Source organism: Peribacillus aracenensis, assembly GCF_025175645.1.
Taxonomy (GTDB): Bacteria; Bacillota; Bacilli; order Bacillales; family DSM-1321; genus Peribacillus; species Peribacillus aracenensis.
The window spans coordinates 38,267-57,260 of the sequence record NZ_JANZMJ010000018.1; the positions used below are offsets into that span (position 1 = coordinate 38,267).

14 protein-coding genes and 2 pseudogenes are annotated in these 18,994 nt (G+C 40.4%); 12 read left to right on the plus strand and 4 right to left on the minus strand.

Annotated elements, in window-relative coordinates; genetic code table 11:
* Positions 1–60 precede the first annotated feature (60 nt).
* The gene (locus N0M92_RS17735) at positions 61–318 is read right to left on the minus strand and encodes a zinc ribbon domain-containing protein (RefSeq protein WP_260287059.1); all 258 of its coding nucleotides are present in this window, start codon (positions 316–318) and stop codon (positions 61–63) included.
* 406 nt (positions 319–724) lie between these two features.
* Here N0M92_RS17735 and helD point away from each other — a divergent pair, with 406 nt between their 5' ends.
* The 4 genes from helD to N0M92_RS17755 all read left to right on the plus strand — a co-directional run bounded on the left by helD (position 725) and on the right by N0M92_RS17755 (position 7,263).
* Positions 725–3,061 (plus strand): RNA polymerase recycling motor HelD, encoded by a 2,337-nt coding sequence (gene helD, locus N0M92_RS17740; RefSeq protein ID WP_260287060.1) that lies wholly within the window; start codon positions 725–727, stop codon positions 3,059–3,061.
* Positions 3,062–3,139: 78 nt separating this feature from the next.
* Entirely contained in the window at positions 3,140–3,376 is a 237-nt protein-coding gene (locus N0M92_RS17745; RefSeq protein ID WP_260287061.1) for a hypothetical protein, read from the plus strand.
* 139 nt (positions 3,377–3,515) lie between these two features.
* Positions 3,516–3,647 (plus strand): small, acid-soluble spore protein L, encoded by a 132-nt coding sequence (gene sspL / locus N0M92_RS17750; RefSeq protein WP_034304091.1) that lies wholly within the window; start codon positions 3,516–3,518, stop codon positions 3,645–3,647.
* Between the two features lie 448 nt (positions 3,648–4,095).
* Positions 4,096–7,263, plus strand: coding sequence for an ATP-binding cassette domain-containing protein (locus N0M92_RS17755; RefSeq protein ID WP_260287062.1), 3,168 nt, complete (start codon positions 4,096–4,098; stop codon positions 7,261–7,263).
* A gap of 1,127 nt (positions 7,264–8,390) precedes the next feature.
* On the opposite strand, the gene N0M92_RS17760 is transcribed toward N0M92_RS17755, so the two are convergent.
* The 3 genes from N0M92_RS17760 to N0M92_RS17770 form a co-directional block, all read right to left on the minus strand.
* Positions 8,391–9,659: an ATP-binding protein gene (locus N0M92_RS17760; protein WP_260287063.1), complete on the minus strand. Its 1,269-nt coding sequence runs from the start codon at positions 9,657–9,659 to the stop codon at positions 8,391–8,393.
* A gap of 606 nt (positions 9,660–10,265) precedes the next feature.
* Positions 10,266–11,249, minus strand: a complete 984-nt coding sequence (locus N0M92_RS17765) for an ornithine cyclodeaminase family protein (protein WP_260287064.1) — start codon at positions 11,247–11,249, stop codon at positions 10,266–10,268.
* 32 nt (positions 11,250–11,281) lie between these two features.
* On the minus strand, positions 11,282–12,580 hold the full coding sequence (locus tag N0M92_RS17770) for an MFS transporter (protein ID WP_260287065.1): 1,299 nt from the start codon (positions 12,578–12,580) through the stop codon (positions 11,282–11,284).
* 174 nt (positions 12,581–12,754) lie between these two features.
* Between N0M92_RS17770 and N0M92_RS17775 the strand changes: the two genes are divergently transcribed.
* From N0M92_RS17775 to N0M92_RS17810, 8 genes and pseudogenes are all read left to right on the plus strand, one after another.
* Positions 12,755–13,267, plus strand: a complete 513-nt coding sequence (locus N0M92_RS17775) for a helix-turn-helix domain-containing protein (RefSeq protein ID WP_260287066.1) — start codon at positions 12,755–12,757, stop codon at positions 13,265–13,267.
* A gap of 228 nt (positions 13,268–13,495) precedes the next feature.
* Positions 13,496–14,245 (plus strand): methionine ABC transporter ATP-binding protein, encoded by a 750-nt coding sequence (locus N0M92_RS17780; protein ID WP_260287067.1) that lies wholly within the window; start codon positions 13,496–13,498, stop codon positions 14,243–14,245.
* A complete protein-coding gene (locus tag N0M92_RS17785) occupies positions 14,238–14,900 on the plus strand; it encodes a methionine ABC transporter permease (protein ID WP_260287068.1) in 663 nt (220 codons plus the stop codon). The genes N0M92_RS17780 and N0M92_RS17785 overlap by 8 nt, the downstream gene beginning before the upstream one ends.
* 18 nt (positions 14,901–14,918) lie before the next feature.
* Positions 14,919–15,746, plus strand: coding sequence for a MetQ/NlpA family ABC transporter substrate-binding protein (locus N0M92_RS17790; protein ID WP_260287069.1), 828 nt, complete (start codon positions 14,919–14,921; stop codon positions 15,744–15,746).
* Between the two features lie 241 nt (positions 15,747–15,987).
* The gene (locus N0M92_RS17795; RefSeq protein ID WP_260287070.1) at positions 15,988–17,718 is read left to right on the plus strand and encodes a T7SS effector LXG polymorphic toxin; all 1,731 of its coding nucleotides are present in this window, start codon (positions 15,988–15,990) and stop codon (positions 17,716–17,718) included.
* Between the two features lie 21 nt (positions 17,719–17,739).
* The gene (locus tag N0M92_RS17800) at positions 17,740–18,075 is read left to right on the plus strand and encodes a tRNA-Val4 (RefSeq protein ID WP_260287071.1); all 336 of its coding nucleotides are present in this window, start codon (positions 17,740–17,742) and stop codon (positions 18,073–18,075) included.
* 166 nt (positions 18,076–18,241) lie between these two features.
* Positions 18,242–18,548: pseudogene (locus N0M92_RS17805) on the plus strand (SMI1/KNR4 family protein).
* Between the two features lie 238 nt (positions 18,549–18,786).
* A pseudogene (locus N0M92_RS17810) lies at positions 18,787–18,943 on the plus strand (ankyrin repeat domain-containing protein); the annotation flags it as partial.
* Positions 18,944–18,994: the final 51 nt, after the last annotated feature.

Genomic DNA, 18,994 nt, shown 5'->3' on the forward strand with positions numbered 1-18,994 from the left:
GGTCCGGGAGCCTCCGCTTTTCCTGCAGGAGTTTTGTATGTTTCGTTCTCTAGTAGTTAATTATTTCCATCGCTCTAACTTCGGGATGCCCCTAGAAAAAAACTTAGCAATGAATTTAGGCATTTTCATATTTTCGATCATATGATTTTGAACAAATTTTTGCATGTCCATCGCAGTAATATTTTGAGTGAATTCACCATTCATATAACAATGACTGCAATATTTAGTGCTTTTACTACCATCTTTTTCAGTTCCTCCACCTAATTCATCTTTAGATAGCGGCATTCCACAACTCTGGCATGTTTTATATTTTTTCATGATAAATTCTCCTGCAAAAAGTTTTATTCTAAACATTATCTAACAAACAAAATGAAGTCAAGACAAGATGATTCACATATCATCGAAACGACGAATCAACCGTTGATGTGGGTGTTGCCGTTATGTAAGGCAGGACTAGCGGAGCATTTTTTCAAATAGTCATAAAAATAACCAGTCAAGCCGCTGCTCAACTGGTTATGGATATACATGTTAAATTAGAGTTTAAAATGACGATTCATTATGGCAACTGTTGTGCAATATACATTGATATAGTCCTGAAAATGTGATAAATTAATATAGAAACACATTTATAAATACAATACAACAGTTTACCCCTTAATATAAGTATAAGGTAAAACTCACCTCTAGTCAACCCCTATTTTTATTTTTTGAAGGAGTGTCTGATATGAACGATGAAATTCGGCAGGAGCAAGAACGTTTGGATGAGGTGATCGAAACAATAACGAAACAAATCGGCAAAATTGAAGGAGAAACTTCACAGCGCAGAAAAGAAGTTGTTAATATCCGTAAACATTTTTGGGATGACCTCAAGGTTAATATGGATACTTTCGATGATTACCTCGAGACCATCATTGGCTTAAGGCAACAGGCTCAAGCCTTGTCAGAAAGGGAAGGCGCACATAGATATTCCTACAAGAGGTTATCTACACTGCGCCGCATGCAGGAAGTACCTTATTTCGGCCGGATTGATATCACTGAAGAAGGATCTGCCCTTACAGAACATATTTATATTGGGACCTCGACTCTTACTGATACAACAGGAGAAAATTTCATAGTCTACGATTGGAGGGCCCCGATTTCGAGTGTTTATTATGACTTTCCTCCCGGCCCCGTACAATACTCTACTCCCGGAGGCATGATTTCTGGGATGTTGGAGAAAAAGTGGCAATATATCATCAAAGGAGGCGTTATCGAATCAATGTTCGATACGAGTCTCACCATTGGGGATGAGATACTGCAGCAGGTGCTTGGCAAAGGAACAGATAAGCATATGCACAGTATTGTGGCCACCATTCAACGGGAGCAGAATAGGATTATCCGGAACGATCGCGGACGTCTGCTCATTGTTCAAGGTGCCGCCGGCAGCGGCAAGACATCAGCTGCCCTCCAACGGATCGCTTACTTGCTCTACAAGAATCGGGAATGGCTCAAAGCCGACCAAATCATTTTATTCTCTCCTAACTCCATGTTTAATAACTACGTATCCAATGTGTTGCCCGAACTTGGCGAAGAGAATATGCAGCAGGTAACATTCCAGGAATACTTGGATCATCGTCTGACTGACTCCTTTCAAGTTGAGGATCCTTATGAGCAATTGGAATTTTTGTTGACTGCAGCGGATGATCCTTCCTATAGCACCAGGACAGCGAGTATCCGATTTAAGGCATCGATTCGCTTCTTTGAGATCATCAAAACATACAGGCAATCACTGGAACGGTCTGGAATGATCTTTAGAGGGTTAAAGTTCCGCGGGGAAACGCTCGTCTCCGCCAAACAAATCTCGGAAAGATTTTATAACACGGACACCACCTTACGTTTTCACAATAGGGTTGAAAAGTTGAAAGAGTGGTTATGTGAGATGCTTGATGAAACGGAAAAGTCTGAGTTGAAAAAACCTTGGGTCCAGGAGGAAATCGAGTACCTTAGCAAAGAAGACTATCAAAAGGTATACAACCTATTAGAGAAAAAACGCGGCCATACTGAAGATTCCTTTGACGATTATGAGAAAGAGCATAAAATGCTCGCGCTTATGATTGTTCGCAAGAAATTGAAGACGTTACGCAAACGAGTGAAAGCACTTCATTTTATCAATATTAAGCAAATATACAAGCAACTCTTTGACGAACAAATACGGAATGAACTGTGGAATGAGGGTGAAACACCTGTCGAAAGGGAAATATGTTTATCAACGCAAAAGATGCTGGACGAAGGTAAACTGCATTACGAAGACGCGACCCCATTTTTGCTGCTGAAGGAGCTAATTGTAGGATTTCAAACGAATACCTCAATAAAATACGTGCTTGTAGACGAAGCACAGGATTATTCTCCATTTCAATTCGAGTTTTTGAAACGGTTGTTTCCTTCTGCAAGGATGACCGTGCTCGGTGACTTTAATCAGGCGATATTTGCACATGCCAGCGAACGGGTGGATTTCCAGACTCTTACCAGTTTATACGGAGAAACTGAAACCGAGAGTATAACCTTGGATCAAAGCTACAGATCCACAAAGCAGATTATAGAATTTACACGTGAACTAGTTCCTGAAGGCCATCGAATAAAGGCATTCGAACGTGAAGGCGAGAAGCCAGTACTGACTCAAGTGTCCAGCCGTGATGAATTGCACCGCAAAATCGTGGCTAAAGTCAAAGAATTTCAAAGTCGTGAATATAATACCATCGCAATAATCTGTAAATCCGCTGCCGAAAGTGCCGCTGCATACGATGACCTTAGAATCCACGGTGAATTTAAACTCGTACAGAAAGGCACAAATGAATATGAACAGGGTGTTGTTGTCATTCCGGCTTATTTGGCAAAGGGCATCGAATTCGATGCTGTCATCATTTATGATGCATCAATGCAAACATATGGTGATGAGAGCCTGCGAAGATTGTTCTACACCGCATGTACCAGGGCCATGCATAACTTACACATATATACGGTTGGCGAACCTAGTCCTTTCTTGCAAAACGATGCAGCGGAGCGTTTTCTTCTGACAGAATAACGCTTCCTTTTTTCTCCTTTCATTTTATTGTTCTTTTATCAAATACTATAAAGAATCTTTAGAAAAGGAGGAGAGGATTTGACTAACGAGAAAGAAAACAGATCCGTAAGACTCGATGGGGTGAACACGGGAGGAAGCCAGACGACTGGTGAATCAACAACTCAATCAGTTAATGATGGTCATTATCATTATCCAGGCCCCATGGAAGAAGGCTATAGTGGAAATACAGGAAGAGCGGTACAGCCTGACGGGAAAGAAAATCGCGATATTCCTCAGAACAAAGATACAATAAATTACACCCGTGCTTTAAAGTAGGTCCTTCCAACAAACAGCTGTTTTGAAACCTGTGTAGACTTTGTTTCTATGCAGGTTTTTTATTGGGCTGATCTTTATAGAAACCAACTCGTTTTTAATTTATAACAGTTCGGACATAATATACTTGGAGGTGAAGGAAATGAGTAAAAAGACAGGAAGAGGTCGTATCGCACCAAGTGTTAACCCGCAGGGACATGGAAAAGATGTGGAATTCTCCACTGAGCCAAAAAGCGATCTTGAAAACAAGGCAAAAAAGTCTAATACTAAATAAGCGCATTGGGAAAAAATATGGTCATACTTCATAAAGAATGCCCTTCTCTTAGTCGAGAGGGGCTTTTATAATCTAGGATGTTTTCGCATACTTTTTTGCTATTTACCAAGTAAAGCGGTGTGGTTGATTTCCCCTTCAGATGCTCGCTTTCCGCGGGGCGGGCGTTGAGCCTCCTCGGCGTAAACGCCTGTGGGGTCTCACCTGTCCCGCTGCTCCCGCAGGAGTCTCGCACTTCCACTCCAATCAACCTTAAATCGTTTCGTTTTAAAAACAACAATCTTTACGAAAAGAGCCATAATCTATAAAGTTTTTGTCGATGAATCATCCGTTTCTGAAGCAGTGAAATGTGAAAGAATGACAGGAGGCTGCCTGTTAAAAAAACACCAAATACATTTGTCGCTATGCTAATATGAAAGACTGAGCTTAATAAAATGGAGGGGAGTTACAAATGAAAATAAATCGATTAATAGCGAACAATATAAACCATTTGGATGCAGCACTGCCAGACGATCAATCATTAGGAATTGCTGGGTTATCCGGTTCCGGGAAAACGACTTTTTGTCAAACCATTGGGGAAGAATCCAAGAAGCGTCTCGTTTCCTTATTGCCGAAGTCTGAATATCAATATTTATTTCCTAATATTATGGAAACCAACTTCAGCGCCATCAAGATGGAAGACATGCCGCTGGTCCTTTTTCTCGGCAAATCATCCATTTCAGCCAATCCCCGTTCAACCATTGGCACACATACTGGTGTGTTTAAAGAGATTCGTGTTTGTCTTGCTGAAAAATTCAATCTTTCTCCGGAAGTTTTTTCCTTTAATAATGCCTTAGGCTGGTGTCCCAGCTGTAAAGGACGCGGTACGACGAAAAATGTCGAGTGTCCTAAGTGTGAGGGGAAACGCTACAATCAAGACGTCGAGCAATATACCATTGAATTATTAGATCGCCCGCATACTATTTCCGATATCAACAACTTAAGCATTGAAACCATCCTTTCACTTGCAGAGACATTACATATTAGTGAAGCTAAACAACATATTCTCCAAAATATAATCAATATGAATATTGGCTATTTAGGCTTGAATCGTATTATGGGGACAGTGTCAGGGGGAGAATTGACCCGGCTGTATTTGGCCGAATTCATGGCAACAAGTGAAAATACCGTGATCATCATTGATGAAATCTCAGTCGGTCTTGATCATCAAACCCTTTTGAAAATTTTGGAACAGATTGAGCAATTAGGTTATAAAAATCAAATTTGGCTCATTGACCATTCAGACACGGTGTTAGATAGCACGGATGAACAATTGTTCTTTGGACCTGGCAGCGGTAAATATGGCGGGAAAATCGTTGAGGAATCACCGCGTCCCAAACCAATCAGCTGGGAACGCAATGAAGCGGCGCCAACGGAATACTATCAATTTCAGGATCTTTACTGCCGTAATATTCAAATGGAGGAAATCCGGATTCCCAAGAATAGGCTCGTTACCTTTACGGGTGAGTCGGGATGCGGTAAATCTACACTTGTCAATGAATGTATCTCCAAGGATTTTCAGAAGCGGTATCCAAAGGACAAGCTGGTCATGGTCGGGCAGGACCGAAACAAATCGATTACAAGTCGATCAACCGTTGCGACGTTTCTTGATATTAAAAAGAAACTCACGAAATACAGTGATGAAATTGATGATATTTTTCTGCGTTCGATCGAAGATATCATCGAAGAATTGCCAAAGGAAGACATCGCCCATAAACGCTTGAGCTTATTGATCAAACTTGGACTTGGTTATTTAACGTTAGAAAGAAAAACACAAACACTATCGACAGGTGAATTTCAATGTGTCCACTTAGTTTCCGAGCTGTTCGCAAAGACAAGAAACCCACACACGCTGTTCATTTTTGACGAGCCTTCAAAAGGGTTATCGCAAAACATTTTAAACCAATTCATCGATAGTGTCAGGGTCATCCTCGAGGATGAATCCGTCTCCATCATCATGATTGAGCATAATGGTTATATGCTGGAAAGCTCGGATTATATCGTTGATTTTGGTAAAAGACAGCTTGCACCTGTCCAACATCTTGACGTTGTCAGTCATGATGAGCATTATCGTCACAAAGACAGCGGAGATCGAGCGGAACCATTGCATATCTCTTCCACACTTCGGTCAAAAAAGGGCATCCATTATTTACAGGAAAATCAGCTGGACTATTTCAAAAAGGCAGAGAACGTCTATAAGGGCGGCATTTTAAAAAGCTTATCACCAATCGCTCGTGTGATTTATGGTGAATACGAGTCCGACACGATCGCACCTGTGATTGCCATCGATCTTGAACGGCATTTGTACAGTCAATATACGTTTCTTTATGAAGTAGGCGGGATGATCAACCATCTAGTCGCTGCACATCCGACCAATAAAGATACAAGAAGCTTTGATTTCTATTCTGCAGAAAATCATTGTCCAAGCTGTTCGGGCCGCCGGGTCATTGAAAAATTTGAATTTGATGTCGTCATTCAAGACAAAAACGTGCCATTCTGGGATGGCTTATTACATCCGGACGTGATGGAAGTATTAAAATACTATCAACATTCAAAACTGCAATTCCTGTTTGATGAGATCAAGAATGAACTCGGTCACGACATCAGTAAAAGCTATAATGAGATGACAGATGCAGAAAAGCAAACCTTCTTATATGGATATTGGGAAAGGTCCTTCTATGATAAAGCGGGCAAGGCATCAAGAATTTGGGAAGGCTTCAATTTCATCATTGGACGTTATATGTTCATATCGAAATCAATCATTAAAGAGCAGATGAAAGCATCAAAAGAGATGATCGCCTGTCCAGTCTGTAAAGGAACGATCCTGAACCATCATAAAAAACTGACATTTGGTGATACAGACATTCGCGAGATCATCCAAAAGCCAATTGATGAAGTCATCAAAATGGTCGGGAAGCTGCCAGAACTGGAAAAACTAAAAGCGATTGTAGGCGGCGATATTGCACTTACGGATGATGTCTCATTCCTTCCTCGGGAAACAAAAGCAGCGTTGAAAATGCTCGAACTGGAACTGGCAAGCCTCAAAGGCTATGAAGTGGTCTTGCAAAATACCCTGCCATTCTGGGGCAGCATCAAAGGCAATCTCGAAGCAATCAGCAGCAAAAACCAGATCACCATCTGTGACTTTGCCGATATTAACGAAACAAGAGAAACCATTATTGATAAATACTTCACCAATGGCAAATACAAAAAACTAACCTATGTCTATGAAACATTTGGCTACAAAAAAATCGTGACCCAAATCAATAAAATCAAAGCAAGTCATAAATGCCCATTCTGTAATGGAAAGAAAGTCATTTCAGAAGATAACCTCCATGACGGTGTATATAAATTAACGATACCGTGTGTGAGTTGTCATGCCAGTGGCATCAATGATGAAGGGCGTAAAGCAATCGTCGAAGACATCGACGTCCAGACCTGGCTGACAGGAAAAGTAGGCGATGTTGTGGCTGAAAGTGAACGTACCGAGGCCGTTGCCGATATCCCCATCTTCGCCCGGATTCGTGAGCTGAACAAACGAGATATGATGGCGGTTTATCAATGCCTTGAACAGAAATAGTAAATAATGACAGCATTCTACAATTTTTTAGGTTTTTAAACTTTGCCCGTTGATTTACACTCCAGGCACTCGCTTTCCGCGGGCGGTCCGGGAGCCTCCTCGGCGCATTTGCGCCTGTGGGGTCTCCCTTGGACTCGCTTTTCCCGCAGGAGTCTCGTACCTTCCGTTCCAATCAACTTTGTTTTTAAAATTTAGATAGAACCCCTTTTGTTTGAATATAAAAGAGGTTCAGAGTCCGAATAGTGAGTGAAGGTCGAATACTATGTGGTTTAGATCGATAAACTGCGTCAATGGTCCAAGACAGTGCAGCTGGTCGAATAAAGTGCTCCGGTTTTTATCGTTTTTTACTGTAATCCTAATTGGATTGAAGAAATTTGCGACACTCCTGCCGAATAACTGGCTAGCCAAGACCCCACAGCCGCTTGCGGTGAGGAGGCTGGGCAGACAGTCGGCGGAAAGGGAGCGGATTTCTGAAATCGACTGAACTTATTAAATAAAAAACTGCAGGCAAACTGAGTTTTCACCGAGTTTGTCTACAGTTTTTTAAGGGTTTGTACAATTTAAACGTTGATTTACGCTCCAGGTACTCGCTTTCCGCGGGCGGTCCGGGAGCCTCCTCGGCGCATTGCGCCTGTGGGGTCTCCCTTGGACTCGCTTTTCCCGCAGGAGTCTCGTACCTTCCGTTCCAATCAACTTTGTTTTTAAAATTTAGATAGACCCCTTTTGTCACAAACTAAAAGTCCGCTGTAAATGGCGGACTTCTGTTTGAATATAAAAGAGGTTCAGAGTCCGAATAGTGAGTGAAGGTCGAATACTATGTGGTTTAGATCGATAAACTGCGTCAATGGCCCAAGAAAGTGCAGCTGGTCGAATAAAGTGCTCCGGTTTTTATCGTTTTTTACTGTAATCCTTATTGGATTGAAGAAATTTGCGACACTCCTACCGAATAACTGGCTAGCCAAGACCCCACAGGCGCTTGCGGTGAGGAGGCTTGGCAGACAGTCGGCGGAAAGGGAGCGGATTTCTGAAATCGACTGAACTTATTTAATAAAAAAACTGCAGGCAAACTGAGTTTCATTGAGTTTGTCTACAAACTAAAAGTCCGCCCTAAATGGCGGACTTTTTTATTATCTTACAGAATAACCTTCTTGATAAACAGGAAGGGTTATTGAAATCGTTGTTCCCTTATTTAATAGGCTAGTTATATGCAGTGTGCCATTCATCGTTTGGATGGTCTTAACAGCTACCATTGATCCCAACCCTGTCCCTTTTTCTTTGGAACTGTAATAAGGTTCACCAAAACGATTTATTTGTTCCTTGTTCATGCCTACTCCATTGTCACTTATTTCAATAATGATATCGAAATTATTTATATAGGAAACAATACTAAGTTCCCCGCCGTCTGGCATGGCCTCTATACCATTTTTAATCAGGTTCATGAAGCATTGCTTGAAATGTTGAACATTTCCCCTGGTAATGCCTGGAGTCAACTGTTCAGATATAGTAACTAAACTCATGCTGGCCAATGGTTTTATCATTTCAAGTACATAACCTATTTCACGGTTAATCGAAATAGTATCCACTTTTTCAATTGCAGGTTTTGCAAATGCTAAATATTCACTAATAATGGATTCTGCACTATTAAGTTCTCTAACGACATGCTGTATATATTGTTCTTTCACTTCTTGTGTTAAATCAGGAGCCTTTAGCAGTTGAACAAATCCTTTCACAACTGTTAATGGATTTCTAACTTCATGTGAAATACTGGCTGCAAGCTGACTGACTACCTCCATTTTTTCAAGCCGTATCATTTGTGTTCGGATTAAAATGGCATCTTTTAAAATTTCCATGATATATACAGCTAAAGCGATAATGATAGGAGGGAGGATGATAAAGTAAAATACATATGCCTCCGTTATACGAAAATAATCAGACATACCGAGTGAAATAAGGCTGGTCAGTATTCCTAGAAACAAAATTAATAATATGGAGCCATTTAACTTATTTTTTCGATTGAAATGATTGAACTTGGAAGAAAATAGAGCCGTTATAATAAAGATGACGATATAAACAATTAACGTAAGGAAATTGAAACCATAAAAAGCAAACCTAAAAGTCAATATGATGACTAACAGGGCAGCCCCTACAGGCCAACCACCATAAAGTGTCCCTATTATAATAGGAATTTGCCTGAAATCGTGGACACAGTATTCATCTATATAAATAGGAAACTTCATACATAATATAATAGGAATGCTCATGCAGGCAGTAATAAGGGTCTTGCCATACTGACTTAACCTTCTGCCATGATCTAATAAAATGTAATAAATCAAAATGCTTACCAAGATATAAAAGAGGTTATCTAATATGTTTTGATTAATATAAATAAAATTCATAGGATTCTCCTGAAAAAGTAACCGTTTCGTATATTATACAAGAATAACAGTGAAAAAGAGAATCTTATTAAAGTAATTTATTTACAGAAAGACATGTAAATTCAGAAAAAGAGTTAGTTAAAACACCTCTTTAAGAAAAATGTATTTATTAAGGAAGTTTTTCGTTAGATTGTTTTAAAGAGAGATGGGAAGAGTAAGAAGCAATGATATGATCAACAAGTAGTTGATTAAAAAAAATATTTTACAGACAATACAGTGGATGAACAGAAAAAGCTAAAAGTGGGCTTTATACTTGCTAAAGTTTGAAATTACAGCTTTCTACGAACTAAATAAAATCAATGACAATAGAACTTCCTTTACATATACAGTCACCAGTCGCCCGTTAAAGTGGTTTTTGAAATTACTTTTATTATTTGCCACCGATAAAGTGGTCGTTGAATTTTTGGAACGTGTCAAAAGGGTAGCTGAAGCAGAAACAGTTAGCTCATGATTTAAGTTTATTAAAATCTGCTGTATGGAATCCAGCTCAAAAGACCCTTCCGAAAGAAGGGTCTCTTTTTTTAATTGTTATTACATTCAAGCGATAGCAAAATGCATGGGCATCTGTTATACCTCAATCTCCATCCCGATGTTCCGTTCTTTCGATTGGCGGTAAACACCTTTTGCGACAGCGAGGTCAAAGTAAGCAGCACCGACCGATTTAAAGAAGGTAATTTCCTCTTCATTTTCCCTGCCTGTTTTGGTCAGCATTACGAGTTCATAAAGCTCGCCATGAATATCATTAAACGACCAATTTCCTTGATTGGCTGCATGTATGAGTTCTCCTGCTTCATTCTTCACGCCCGCCAAATCGTCGACGATAATTTTAGCGGCGCGTGAAACCGTGGTATGGTCCACTTCTTTCATATCCGGCAAATAAGATCCGACTCCGTTAATGTGCGTGCCCGGCTTTACATCCTGCCCATTAAATACAGGCTCGTTCGAGCGGGTTGCACAGCAAATAATATCTGCTTGACGAACAGCTGCTGAAACATCTTCGTAAACTTCAAAAGGAACGGTTACTCCGAATGCGCGCAGCTTTTCACCGAACTTCTCCGCTTTCTCTCGTGTGCGATTCACTAATAAAATACGTTCAATGTCCCTTACGGCCAACACCCCGATTGCTTGTTCAAATCCCATAGCTCCCGTTCCGATGATCGTGAGTACCCGGGCGTCTTTACGAGCAAGAAGGTCTGTGGCAATACCGCTCAATGCCCCCGTTCTAAGACGTGTTAAATAGGAGGCATTCAACAATGCTAAATGTTCGCCATTTTCTGCATCTGACAGCAAGATGACTCCTTGTGTTGTGGCCATCTCCCTTGAAGGGTTCTTCGGGAAAATCGTTACGACTTTGACCGCCGAAACTTCTTCAGATAAATCAGCGCTAGGCATGTAAAGTGCCGATGCCTCGTGTTGAGGGAAAGCAAGTACTGTGCGATGAGGGTTGTCTATTTTTCTAGCACCATGTGCATGCAATACCGCCTTTACATCCGCTATTGCGTCTTTCATTCCATATGATTGTTGAATTTCCTTTTCACTTATAACTAACATTCAATTGTCCTCCTTGAAGTAAAAACCATAGATTACATGGCACTACTATTATGCGTTTCGTCTAATTTCTGATTGCTGCGATCCTTAACTGCCCAAATCGCTGCTAGTGACAGGACAGATGCAAAAATAATATAAATGGCGACAGGAACATAGGAGTTATCAAATCTATTAAGTAAAGCCGTTGCAACTAGCGGCGCTGTTCCACCTGCCAGAGCTGCCCCGATTTGATATCCAAGCGTGATGCCGGTATAACGGATCTTTGCATCGAAAATTTCCGAGAACATCGTTCCAAGAACAGCTGTGATGGGAGCCCAAATAACCCCTAAACCGATCACTGTCGCAACGATTAATAGCAGGACCGATTTTTGCTCCAGCAACCAGAAGTATGGGAATGCAAACAGTGCCATCCCAATCGTTCCGCCAATGAACAGCTTTTTGCGGCCAATTGTATCGGATAACTTCCCCATGAATGGTATTAAAATCGTTGCTATAATTGTTGCAATCATGACTGCAGTTAATGTAGCAGTCCGTGAGAAACCGAGATTTGAAGTGGCATATGATACGACAAATGTGCTGAAAATATAAAATGGTGCGGTTTCTACCACTTTGGCTCCCACGGCGATAAGCACTTCACGCCAATAATGCTTAAGAGTTTCTACAATCGGCAGCTTTGGAACTTCTCCGGATTCCTTTACTTTTTTGAAAGACGGAGTTTCATCAATTCCTTTACGAATCCATAGACCAAAAAATACAAGCAAAGCACTAAAAATGAATGGTATACGCCATCCCCAAGTCATGAATGCGTTTTCAGGAAGCATTGTCATAATAGATAAGGCAACGGTTCCAAGCAGCATTCCTATTGTAATTCCCATCTGAGGAATAGCTCCGAACAAGCCCCGTTTCTCAGCGGGAGCATATTCAACGGCCAATAAAAGCGCGCCACCCCATTCACCGCCAATTCCCAGACCTTGAACTAAGCGCAACGTGATTAATAAAATCGGCGCCCAAATGCCAACGGCTTGATACGTAGGCAGAAGCCCCATCCCAAATGTTGCAACCCCCATTAAACTAAGTGTTAAAACAAGTGTTTTCTTTCTCCCGATACGATCGCCGATATGGCTAAAGATCACACCTCCAAAAGGGCGGATGAAGAATGCTAACGCAAAGGATGCATAGGCAAGCAACAGCCCGATTGTCGGATCCTCATTCACGAAGAATATCTGGTTAAACACGAGAGCTGAAACGGTCCCATATAAAAAATAGTCAAACCACTCAATCGAACTTCCGACTAAACTCGCGACTAAAATTCGCCGCATTTGTTTCTTCTCCATCTTGAGCCACCCCTTTAAAAATTGAAGTATCACTTCAATTAATGATTTCCTTCATTTTAAATAATTACAAATTTTCTGTCAATATTTTTTTGGTAAGCGATTAATGACGGAACATTCATCAAAACTTGTCATGTATAATGTAGCTAGATACTATGTAAAAAAGGGGGCATCTGTATGCCTTTTGATTCAATCGGGAAAAAAATGAAATTATTGAGGAAAGAGCGGAAACTAACATTAAAGAGTCTGGCTGAACAAACAGGCGTTTCAATCAGTTTTTTATCACAAGTAGAACGGGGAAAATCAAGCGTCACATTAGAGTCATTAAAAAAAATCGCTGATACATTGGATGTCAACCCAAGTTTCTTCTTTTCTGAGGACCGCTCCCAAGAAAATTCAGATTATAATCATGAACAATTTCATTATCAGAATTTATCCAGCGGCATTCGTGATGCTGTTTTTTCGCCCATTCTTGTCACCTTAAAACCAGGGGAAAATAAAGGAAGCGCCTTTTCCCATAGCGGACATGAGTTTATATTCATTATTGAAGGGAAGTTAACCGTTGAAATAGAGGGAGAGAGAACAGAACTCCATGAACAGCAGTCATTCATGTTCGATGCTCGAAAAGCCCATTACTGGTTTAACTTCTCGGATCAAATTGTCCGGTTTCTGGTGGTGTCGTCGAAATAACGGAAGTAAAGAATCAATGAAACTTTCAAGTAAACCCGTTAACGAAAAATGTCGTACAAAAGGATAGATGTAAACAGGGATTCCTCACTGTTCATCTATCCTTTCTAACTGTTAATTTGTGTCTTTGCATTAGGTCCTCATTAGTTGATAGAATGAGTTGTGTTTCTTTGATGAAACGATAATGAGGAGCGCTATGCTTACCTTTCAACAAATGGAAAGTGGGATTTTATGATTAACCTGCATCAAGTGAGTAAAAAATTTTCACAGTTTCAGGCAATTAAGTCTGTTACTTTAACAATACCTAAAGGTGAAATTCATGGAATAATCGGAGCAAGCGGAGCAGGGAAATCAACGTTGCTGCGGCTAATGAATTTGTTGGAGACCCCAGATGAGGGCGAAGTGGAGGTAAACGGCCAAAGGTTGACCACATTGAACAATAAAGCACTTCGAGGGGCACGGAAGTCGATTGGCATGATCTTTCAGCATTTTAACCTTGTGGCAAATAAAACGGTTTATGACAATGTGGCAGCCTCTTTAGAGCTGGCAAATTACCCAAGGAAAGAACGTCGGAGCCGTGTTGTAGAGTGTCTTCAATTTGTCGGGTTGGAGGGTGAGATGGAGAGATATCCTGCACAATTAAGCGGGGGGCAAAAGCAGCGTGTTGCCATTGCAAGGGCATTGGCAAATAACCCGCAAGTATTATTATGTGATGAACCGACCTCTTCTCTTGATCCAAATACAACGGCTGAAATATTGGACGTGCTGGAGAACATAAACAAACGCTTCGGTGTGACGATTGTCATTGTCAGTCATGAGCTGGATGTCATTAAAAGTATATGCAATCGTGTAACGATCATGGAAGGTGGAGAAATCTATGACACTATCATAATCGAACCAACTGGGATTGAAAAAAAGGATAATCGTCCAGAATACTTCATCGAACAATTAGCAGAGAATGGTGGGCTGGGTCATGCCTGAGATTTTAGTTCAATATGAGGCAGAAATTTGGCGGTCAATTGGAGAAACCATTACCATGGTTGGTGTGTCCATTTTAGCTGCGATTTTGATTGGATTGCCTGTCGGTACCTTGCTATTTCTTTGTAGGAAGGGGCATTTGCTTGAAAATCGGTGGGCTTTCTCTATTTTGAATTTATTTGTCAATATTATCCGTTCTTTCCCATTTTTATTATTGGTTGTTTTTTTAATCCCGTTTACAAGACTCATAATCGGCACAGCCATTGGTACAGCAGCTGCTTGCGTTCCATTGGCGATCATTGCCATTGCCCATTATTCGCGGTTGGTCGAGCAATCTTTATTGGATGTGCCAAAGGGTGTGATCGAGGCAGCCATTTCCATGGGGGCTTCTGTTAAGGATGTCATCTTTAAATTTCTTTACGTGGAGGCCCGTTCAGGGCTTGTCCTCGGACTGACAACATCGATTATCAGCTTTATTTCCTATTCAACGATCATGGGAGTGGTCGGGGGCGGCGGTATCGGCGATTTTGCCATCAGGTATGGCTATCAGCAGTTTAAAACAGAGTTAATGATTTATATGATTATCATTATGATCATTCTAGTGCAGCTTATCCAATTCATTGGAACGGCTGTAGCCAGAATGATTGATAAAAGATAAATAATGGAGGGAAACATCATGAAAAAAATACTCTTTCTCATGGCAGCAATCATGTTGCTTTTAGTAGGGTGCGGAAAGGCGAATGAAGGAAAAGAGAAAGAAAATGCACAGAATCAGGAGAAGGAAGAGGTAACATTGAAAGTGGCCTCACTCATTCCCCCAATGACGGAAATCCTAGAGCTTGTGAAACCAAAGCTGGCAAAGGAGGGCATTAACCTGGAAATGGTTGTCTTAGGTGATAATGTGCAGCCTAACACCGCACTAGCGGCAGGAGAAGTGGATGTGAACTTCTTCCAACACGTTCCATATATGGAGGAATTCAATCGAAACAAAAATGCCGATCTTGTACCAGTGAAACCGATTTATTTTGCCAATTATGGGGTGTATTCCAAAGAATACGATTCAATGGATAAATTGCCAGAGGGTGCCGTTATTGCCATTGCAAATGATGTGTCGAATATCGATCGTTCATTGGCATTGCTTGCACAGCATAAAGTTATCACTCTAAAGGAAAAAAAGGGTCCATACTATACAATGTCTGATATTACTGAGAACCCTAAAAACTATAAGTTTAAAGAAGTCGATTTATTAATGCTGGCGAGAACGTATGATGAAGCAGATGCAATCGTGATAACACCTGCTTACGCCGCACCGCTTGGTTTGACACCAAAAAATGACGCTCTTCTCACAGAAGGTGTTGAAAATGACTTTGCGATTACATTAGTGGCACGCAAGGATAACGTAGATTCCGAGCCAGTCCAAAAGTTGGCCAAGGCCATGACAAGCCCGGAAGTACGCAAATTTTTAGAAGAGAAATATAGTGAAACGGCCATACCGGCATTTTAATTTTGATACAAAGAAAGGGCTATTCCTTCAACGGGAATAGCCTTTATTTACGTATCGGTTTAACTTTGTGATCGCCCATCGTCTAGCTACTATTAAAAACACTGTCCAATTCCCCTTCAATTCTTGAATAAATATAGAAACTCTTCTAAAATATATTTAAACCATAATTTAACAATAAATAGAATTATTACATACAAATGAAATCTAGTTATAAGAAAAGAAGTTGAAAGGACTTTCCATAATGTCGATGATTTACGAATCTCAAACACTAGTTTCTGCCATGCAAACGCGTGTCGGACAATATAAGGACCTAAAAGAACAGCTCACGGAATTAAAAAAAGGATTTGAGAGTATTGTTCATTTGGATGATGAGCTGCAGGGTCAAAGCGCAGAGGCCATTAAAGGATTTTACAAAGCACAGATCGATGTCGTGGATTCTTGGCTGCGTCTGATCAATCGGCATGTTGCCTTTTTAAGTGGAATTCAAGGAGATACAATCGAGGCTAACCTGAGTGAAACCGTGGTTACGGTCCCTTTTTTAGAGGAAGAGCTGGAAAGCGCCAGTCGAAATTCCAAGGAAATGGTCACAGCCCAAAAATATGATCTGAAAAAAATATTGGCTGGAATTGACGATATCATTCAGTTAGAACCCTTTTCCGATGATGCGTTCTTTGAGAATATGGAAAGAGCTGAAAGGAAACGGACCGAAACGATAGACAAAGTAAACGAAATCGATCATAAGTGGACGGCTGAATATGCCAAATCCGAAGCGGACCAAGCGGCAGTGACGGCACTCATGGAACAATTGAAAGTATCCTGTACAAGAGGAGGAGTAGTATCCCCTCTCTATTTTAATGCCACAGCCTATAAAAATAGTGAAGCCTATAAAAACCTGGAAGTCAGGAAAAAAGAGACTGCGCAATATCTGAAGGTTAAGAAAGAGGAAGCAGAGAATCGAAGGATCAGAGACTTAAAGGCCCAACTCGATCATGTAACTGACCCGGATGAGTTTCTCAAAATCTCCAAACAGATCGGGTACGAAAACTTAGCGCCCACCCAGCAGCAATATGTCATGCAGCTAGAAGCATCCAAGCAAACGGCTGACATTGCTAAAGGAATCGGCGTAGGCCTTTTTGATGTAGGAAAAGACTTCGTGACAGGAGTTTGGGACCTTGTCACAAATCCTAGGGAAACGGTTGAAGGCGTCGCAAATTCAATCATGCACCCGATTCAAACCTATAAATATATTTCAAAATCCATCTCGGACTCATATGAACGGGATATGGTTAATGGCGATGCCTACTCGCGGTCTCATTGGGTAACCTATGCCCTCGGAACAGTCGTCACATCAGTAGTAGGAACAAAAGGCGCGGGGGCCTTAACGAAAACTGGTGTAGCGACAACAAAAGCAGCTGCCGTCAAAGGCGTTACGAAAGCAAAAGAACTGGCCACTATCCCTAACCTATTGCCATACAACCCTAAAAACCAACTGTCGTTGGCAGGTGGAGTACCTTATAATGTGGTTAATGGTGCGGGGTTAAAAGAACAATTAATTACGATGGCGAAAGTGGAGTCTCAAGTCAATGGAGATGGTGGGAAAAAGTTTACTATAGATACTATGAGGCATGTTTATCATGGAGAGATTAACCGGCGTGGGAAAGCTGTTGGTTATCATCACGAGAGTATGATGGGTGGTAAGATAGTTTCAGGTACAGAAAAGAAACCTGATAAAAACGGAGTTTATATGGCGAAGGTCGAGATTGATGGTGTTAAAAAAATAGCAGATTCAAGTTTCTTCCCAAAAGAGTGGAACCGTGCCGAAGTATTAAAAGCTATTAATGAGGCTTACCAATCTAAAGAACAAATCGCCTCAAATAAATATAGGGGTATTACTTCATCAGGTATTAAAGTAGAAATGTACTTGAATAAAGATGGATCAATTGCAACTGCATATCCATTATATAAAAAATAATCTAAAAGGGGATCAAAACATATGAAATATTCATATGAGTTTAAGAAAGATCCATTTGGCGATTTAGGAATAATTTTGCCGGAAGAAATTTGTCTTTTCTCAGATTTCATTGAGAATATTGCAACAGTAGACCAAGTCGATGAATATATAGAATATATCGAAAAGGTTTTAAACGGAACATATGAGGACTTTGAAATTGAATTAAATGCTACAAGTGTACACATAAAAAAAGATGTAACAATTGTTGAAAACTTTTATAGAATTGAAGAGCCTCATGAAAATACGATAGAAACAAAGCAATTTATAGAATTACTAGTAGTCTGGCGAGATAAAATTCCAGAAATATTCAAAGGATAAATTCTGCGGACCTCGATTGGCAAAGTCAGTCGAGGTTTTTTTATAACTAATATAGAGTTGTAAAGTTACCCGAAAGGAATGAATGAAACAGTATAAATATCATCATCTCAAGGATTTAGGTGGAGAGCCTTGCAATACGATATCTAAGATTAGAAGGGTGATTTGGTTGAATTATTCTAAGTTACAAGAATTTATAAAGGAATATGGTCAAGGTGATGATTTTACTGGTGGAGTAAGTGAAGACAAAGTAAAAGAAACTGAACTAAAATTACAAGTCTCATTACCGGATAGCTACAAGTGGTTTTTAAGAAATTATGGTTACGGTGGACTTTTTGGAGTGAGAATGCCCAGTTATTATGTGGGATAATCAGGAAGGCTATGGCCGAAAGCTTGCCGATAATTTCCTAGACTATTTAATCGAACGCCTGGAATTGGCAAAAGAAAACTGGGATGAAGATGAAGAAGATTGGTAAAAGTTGAGGGTAATAGTTATTTATCATGATCTGCTATAAAGTAAGAAGTGGATAGAGCCTTTCGGAAGTCAAAGGTACTATCCATTTTTTTATTTAGTATTTGGGCACCCAATGCTGGAATAGGACAACATAGTATTGATGCTTTGGAATGTTGTGAATCGATTATGGTCTTTTGAAGCTCTTAAAGAACTAAGTGAATTAGCTAATAGGAGATAATTGAATGTAAGGAGGGTATGTTTTGGATAAAAAAGGTGTAAACAAAGCAAAAAGGAATGCAATTAAACTTGGTGATATTAATGAAGTAAAACGATTAATAGGTGGAAATTTTGAGCACAATGACTTTATTTGGTGCGTGGTTACAGGTAGCTGTCAAGAAAGGACATCTTGAAATGGTTGCGTTGTTCCGCTTTACAAAGACCTTTATAGAAAATTATATTAAAGTGGTA

Excerpts from the sequence above, each read along its gene's own strand:
- N0M92_RS17785 (WP_260287068.1), top strand. The coding sequence starts at position 14,238 with ATGCCTGAGATTTTAGTTCAATATGAGGCAGAAATTTGGCGGTCAATT.
- N0M92_RS17800 (WP_260287071.1), top strand. The coding sequence starts at position 17,740 with ATGAAATATTCATATGAGTTTAAGAAAGATCCATTTGGCGATTTAGGA.
- N0M92_RS17735 (WP_260287059.1), bottom strand. The coding sequence starts at position 318 with ATGAAAAAATATAAAACATGCCAGAGTTGTGGAATGCCGCTATCTAAA.
- N0M92_RS17790 (WP_260287069.1), top strand. The coding sequence starts at position 14,919 with ATGAAAAAAATACTCTTTCTCATGGCAGCAATCATGTTGCTTTTAGTA.
- N0M92_RS17770 (WP_260287065.1), bottom strand. The coding sequence starts at position 12,580 with ATGGAGAAGAAACAAATGCGGCGAATTTTAGTCGCGAGTTTAGTCGGA.
- sspL (WP_034304091.1), top strand. The coding sequence starts at position 3,516 with ATGAGTAAAAAGACAGGAAGAGGTCGTATCGCACCAAGTGTTAACCCG.
- N0M92_RS17765 (WP_260287064.1), bottom strand. The coding sequence starts at position 11,249 with ATGTTAGTTATAAGTGAAAAGGAAATTCAACAATCATATGGAATGAAA.
- N0M92_RS17780 (WP_260287067.1), top strand. The coding sequence starts at position 13,496 with ATGATTAACCTGCATCAAGTGAGTAAAAAATTTTCACAGTTTCAGGCA.
- N0M92_RS17795 (WP_260287070.1), top strand. The coding sequence starts at position 15,988 with ATGTCGATGATTTACGAATCTCAAACACTAGTTTCTGCCATGCAAACG.
- helD (WP_260287060.1), top strand. The coding sequence starts at position 725 with ATGAACGATGAAATTCGGCAGGAGCAAGAACGTTTGGATGAGGTGATC.
- N0M92_RS17760 (WP_260287063.1), bottom strand. The coding sequence starts at position 9,659 with ATGAATTTTATTTATATTAATCAAAACATATTAGATAACCTCTTTTAT.
- N0M92_RS17755 (WP_260287062.1), top strand. The coding sequence starts at position 4,096 with ATGAAAATAAATCGATTAATAGCGAACAATATAAACCATTTGGATGCA.
- N0M92_RS17775 (WP_260287066.1), top strand. The coding sequence starts at position 12,755 with ATGCCTTTTGATTCAATCGGGAAAAAAATGAAATTATTGAGGAAAGAG.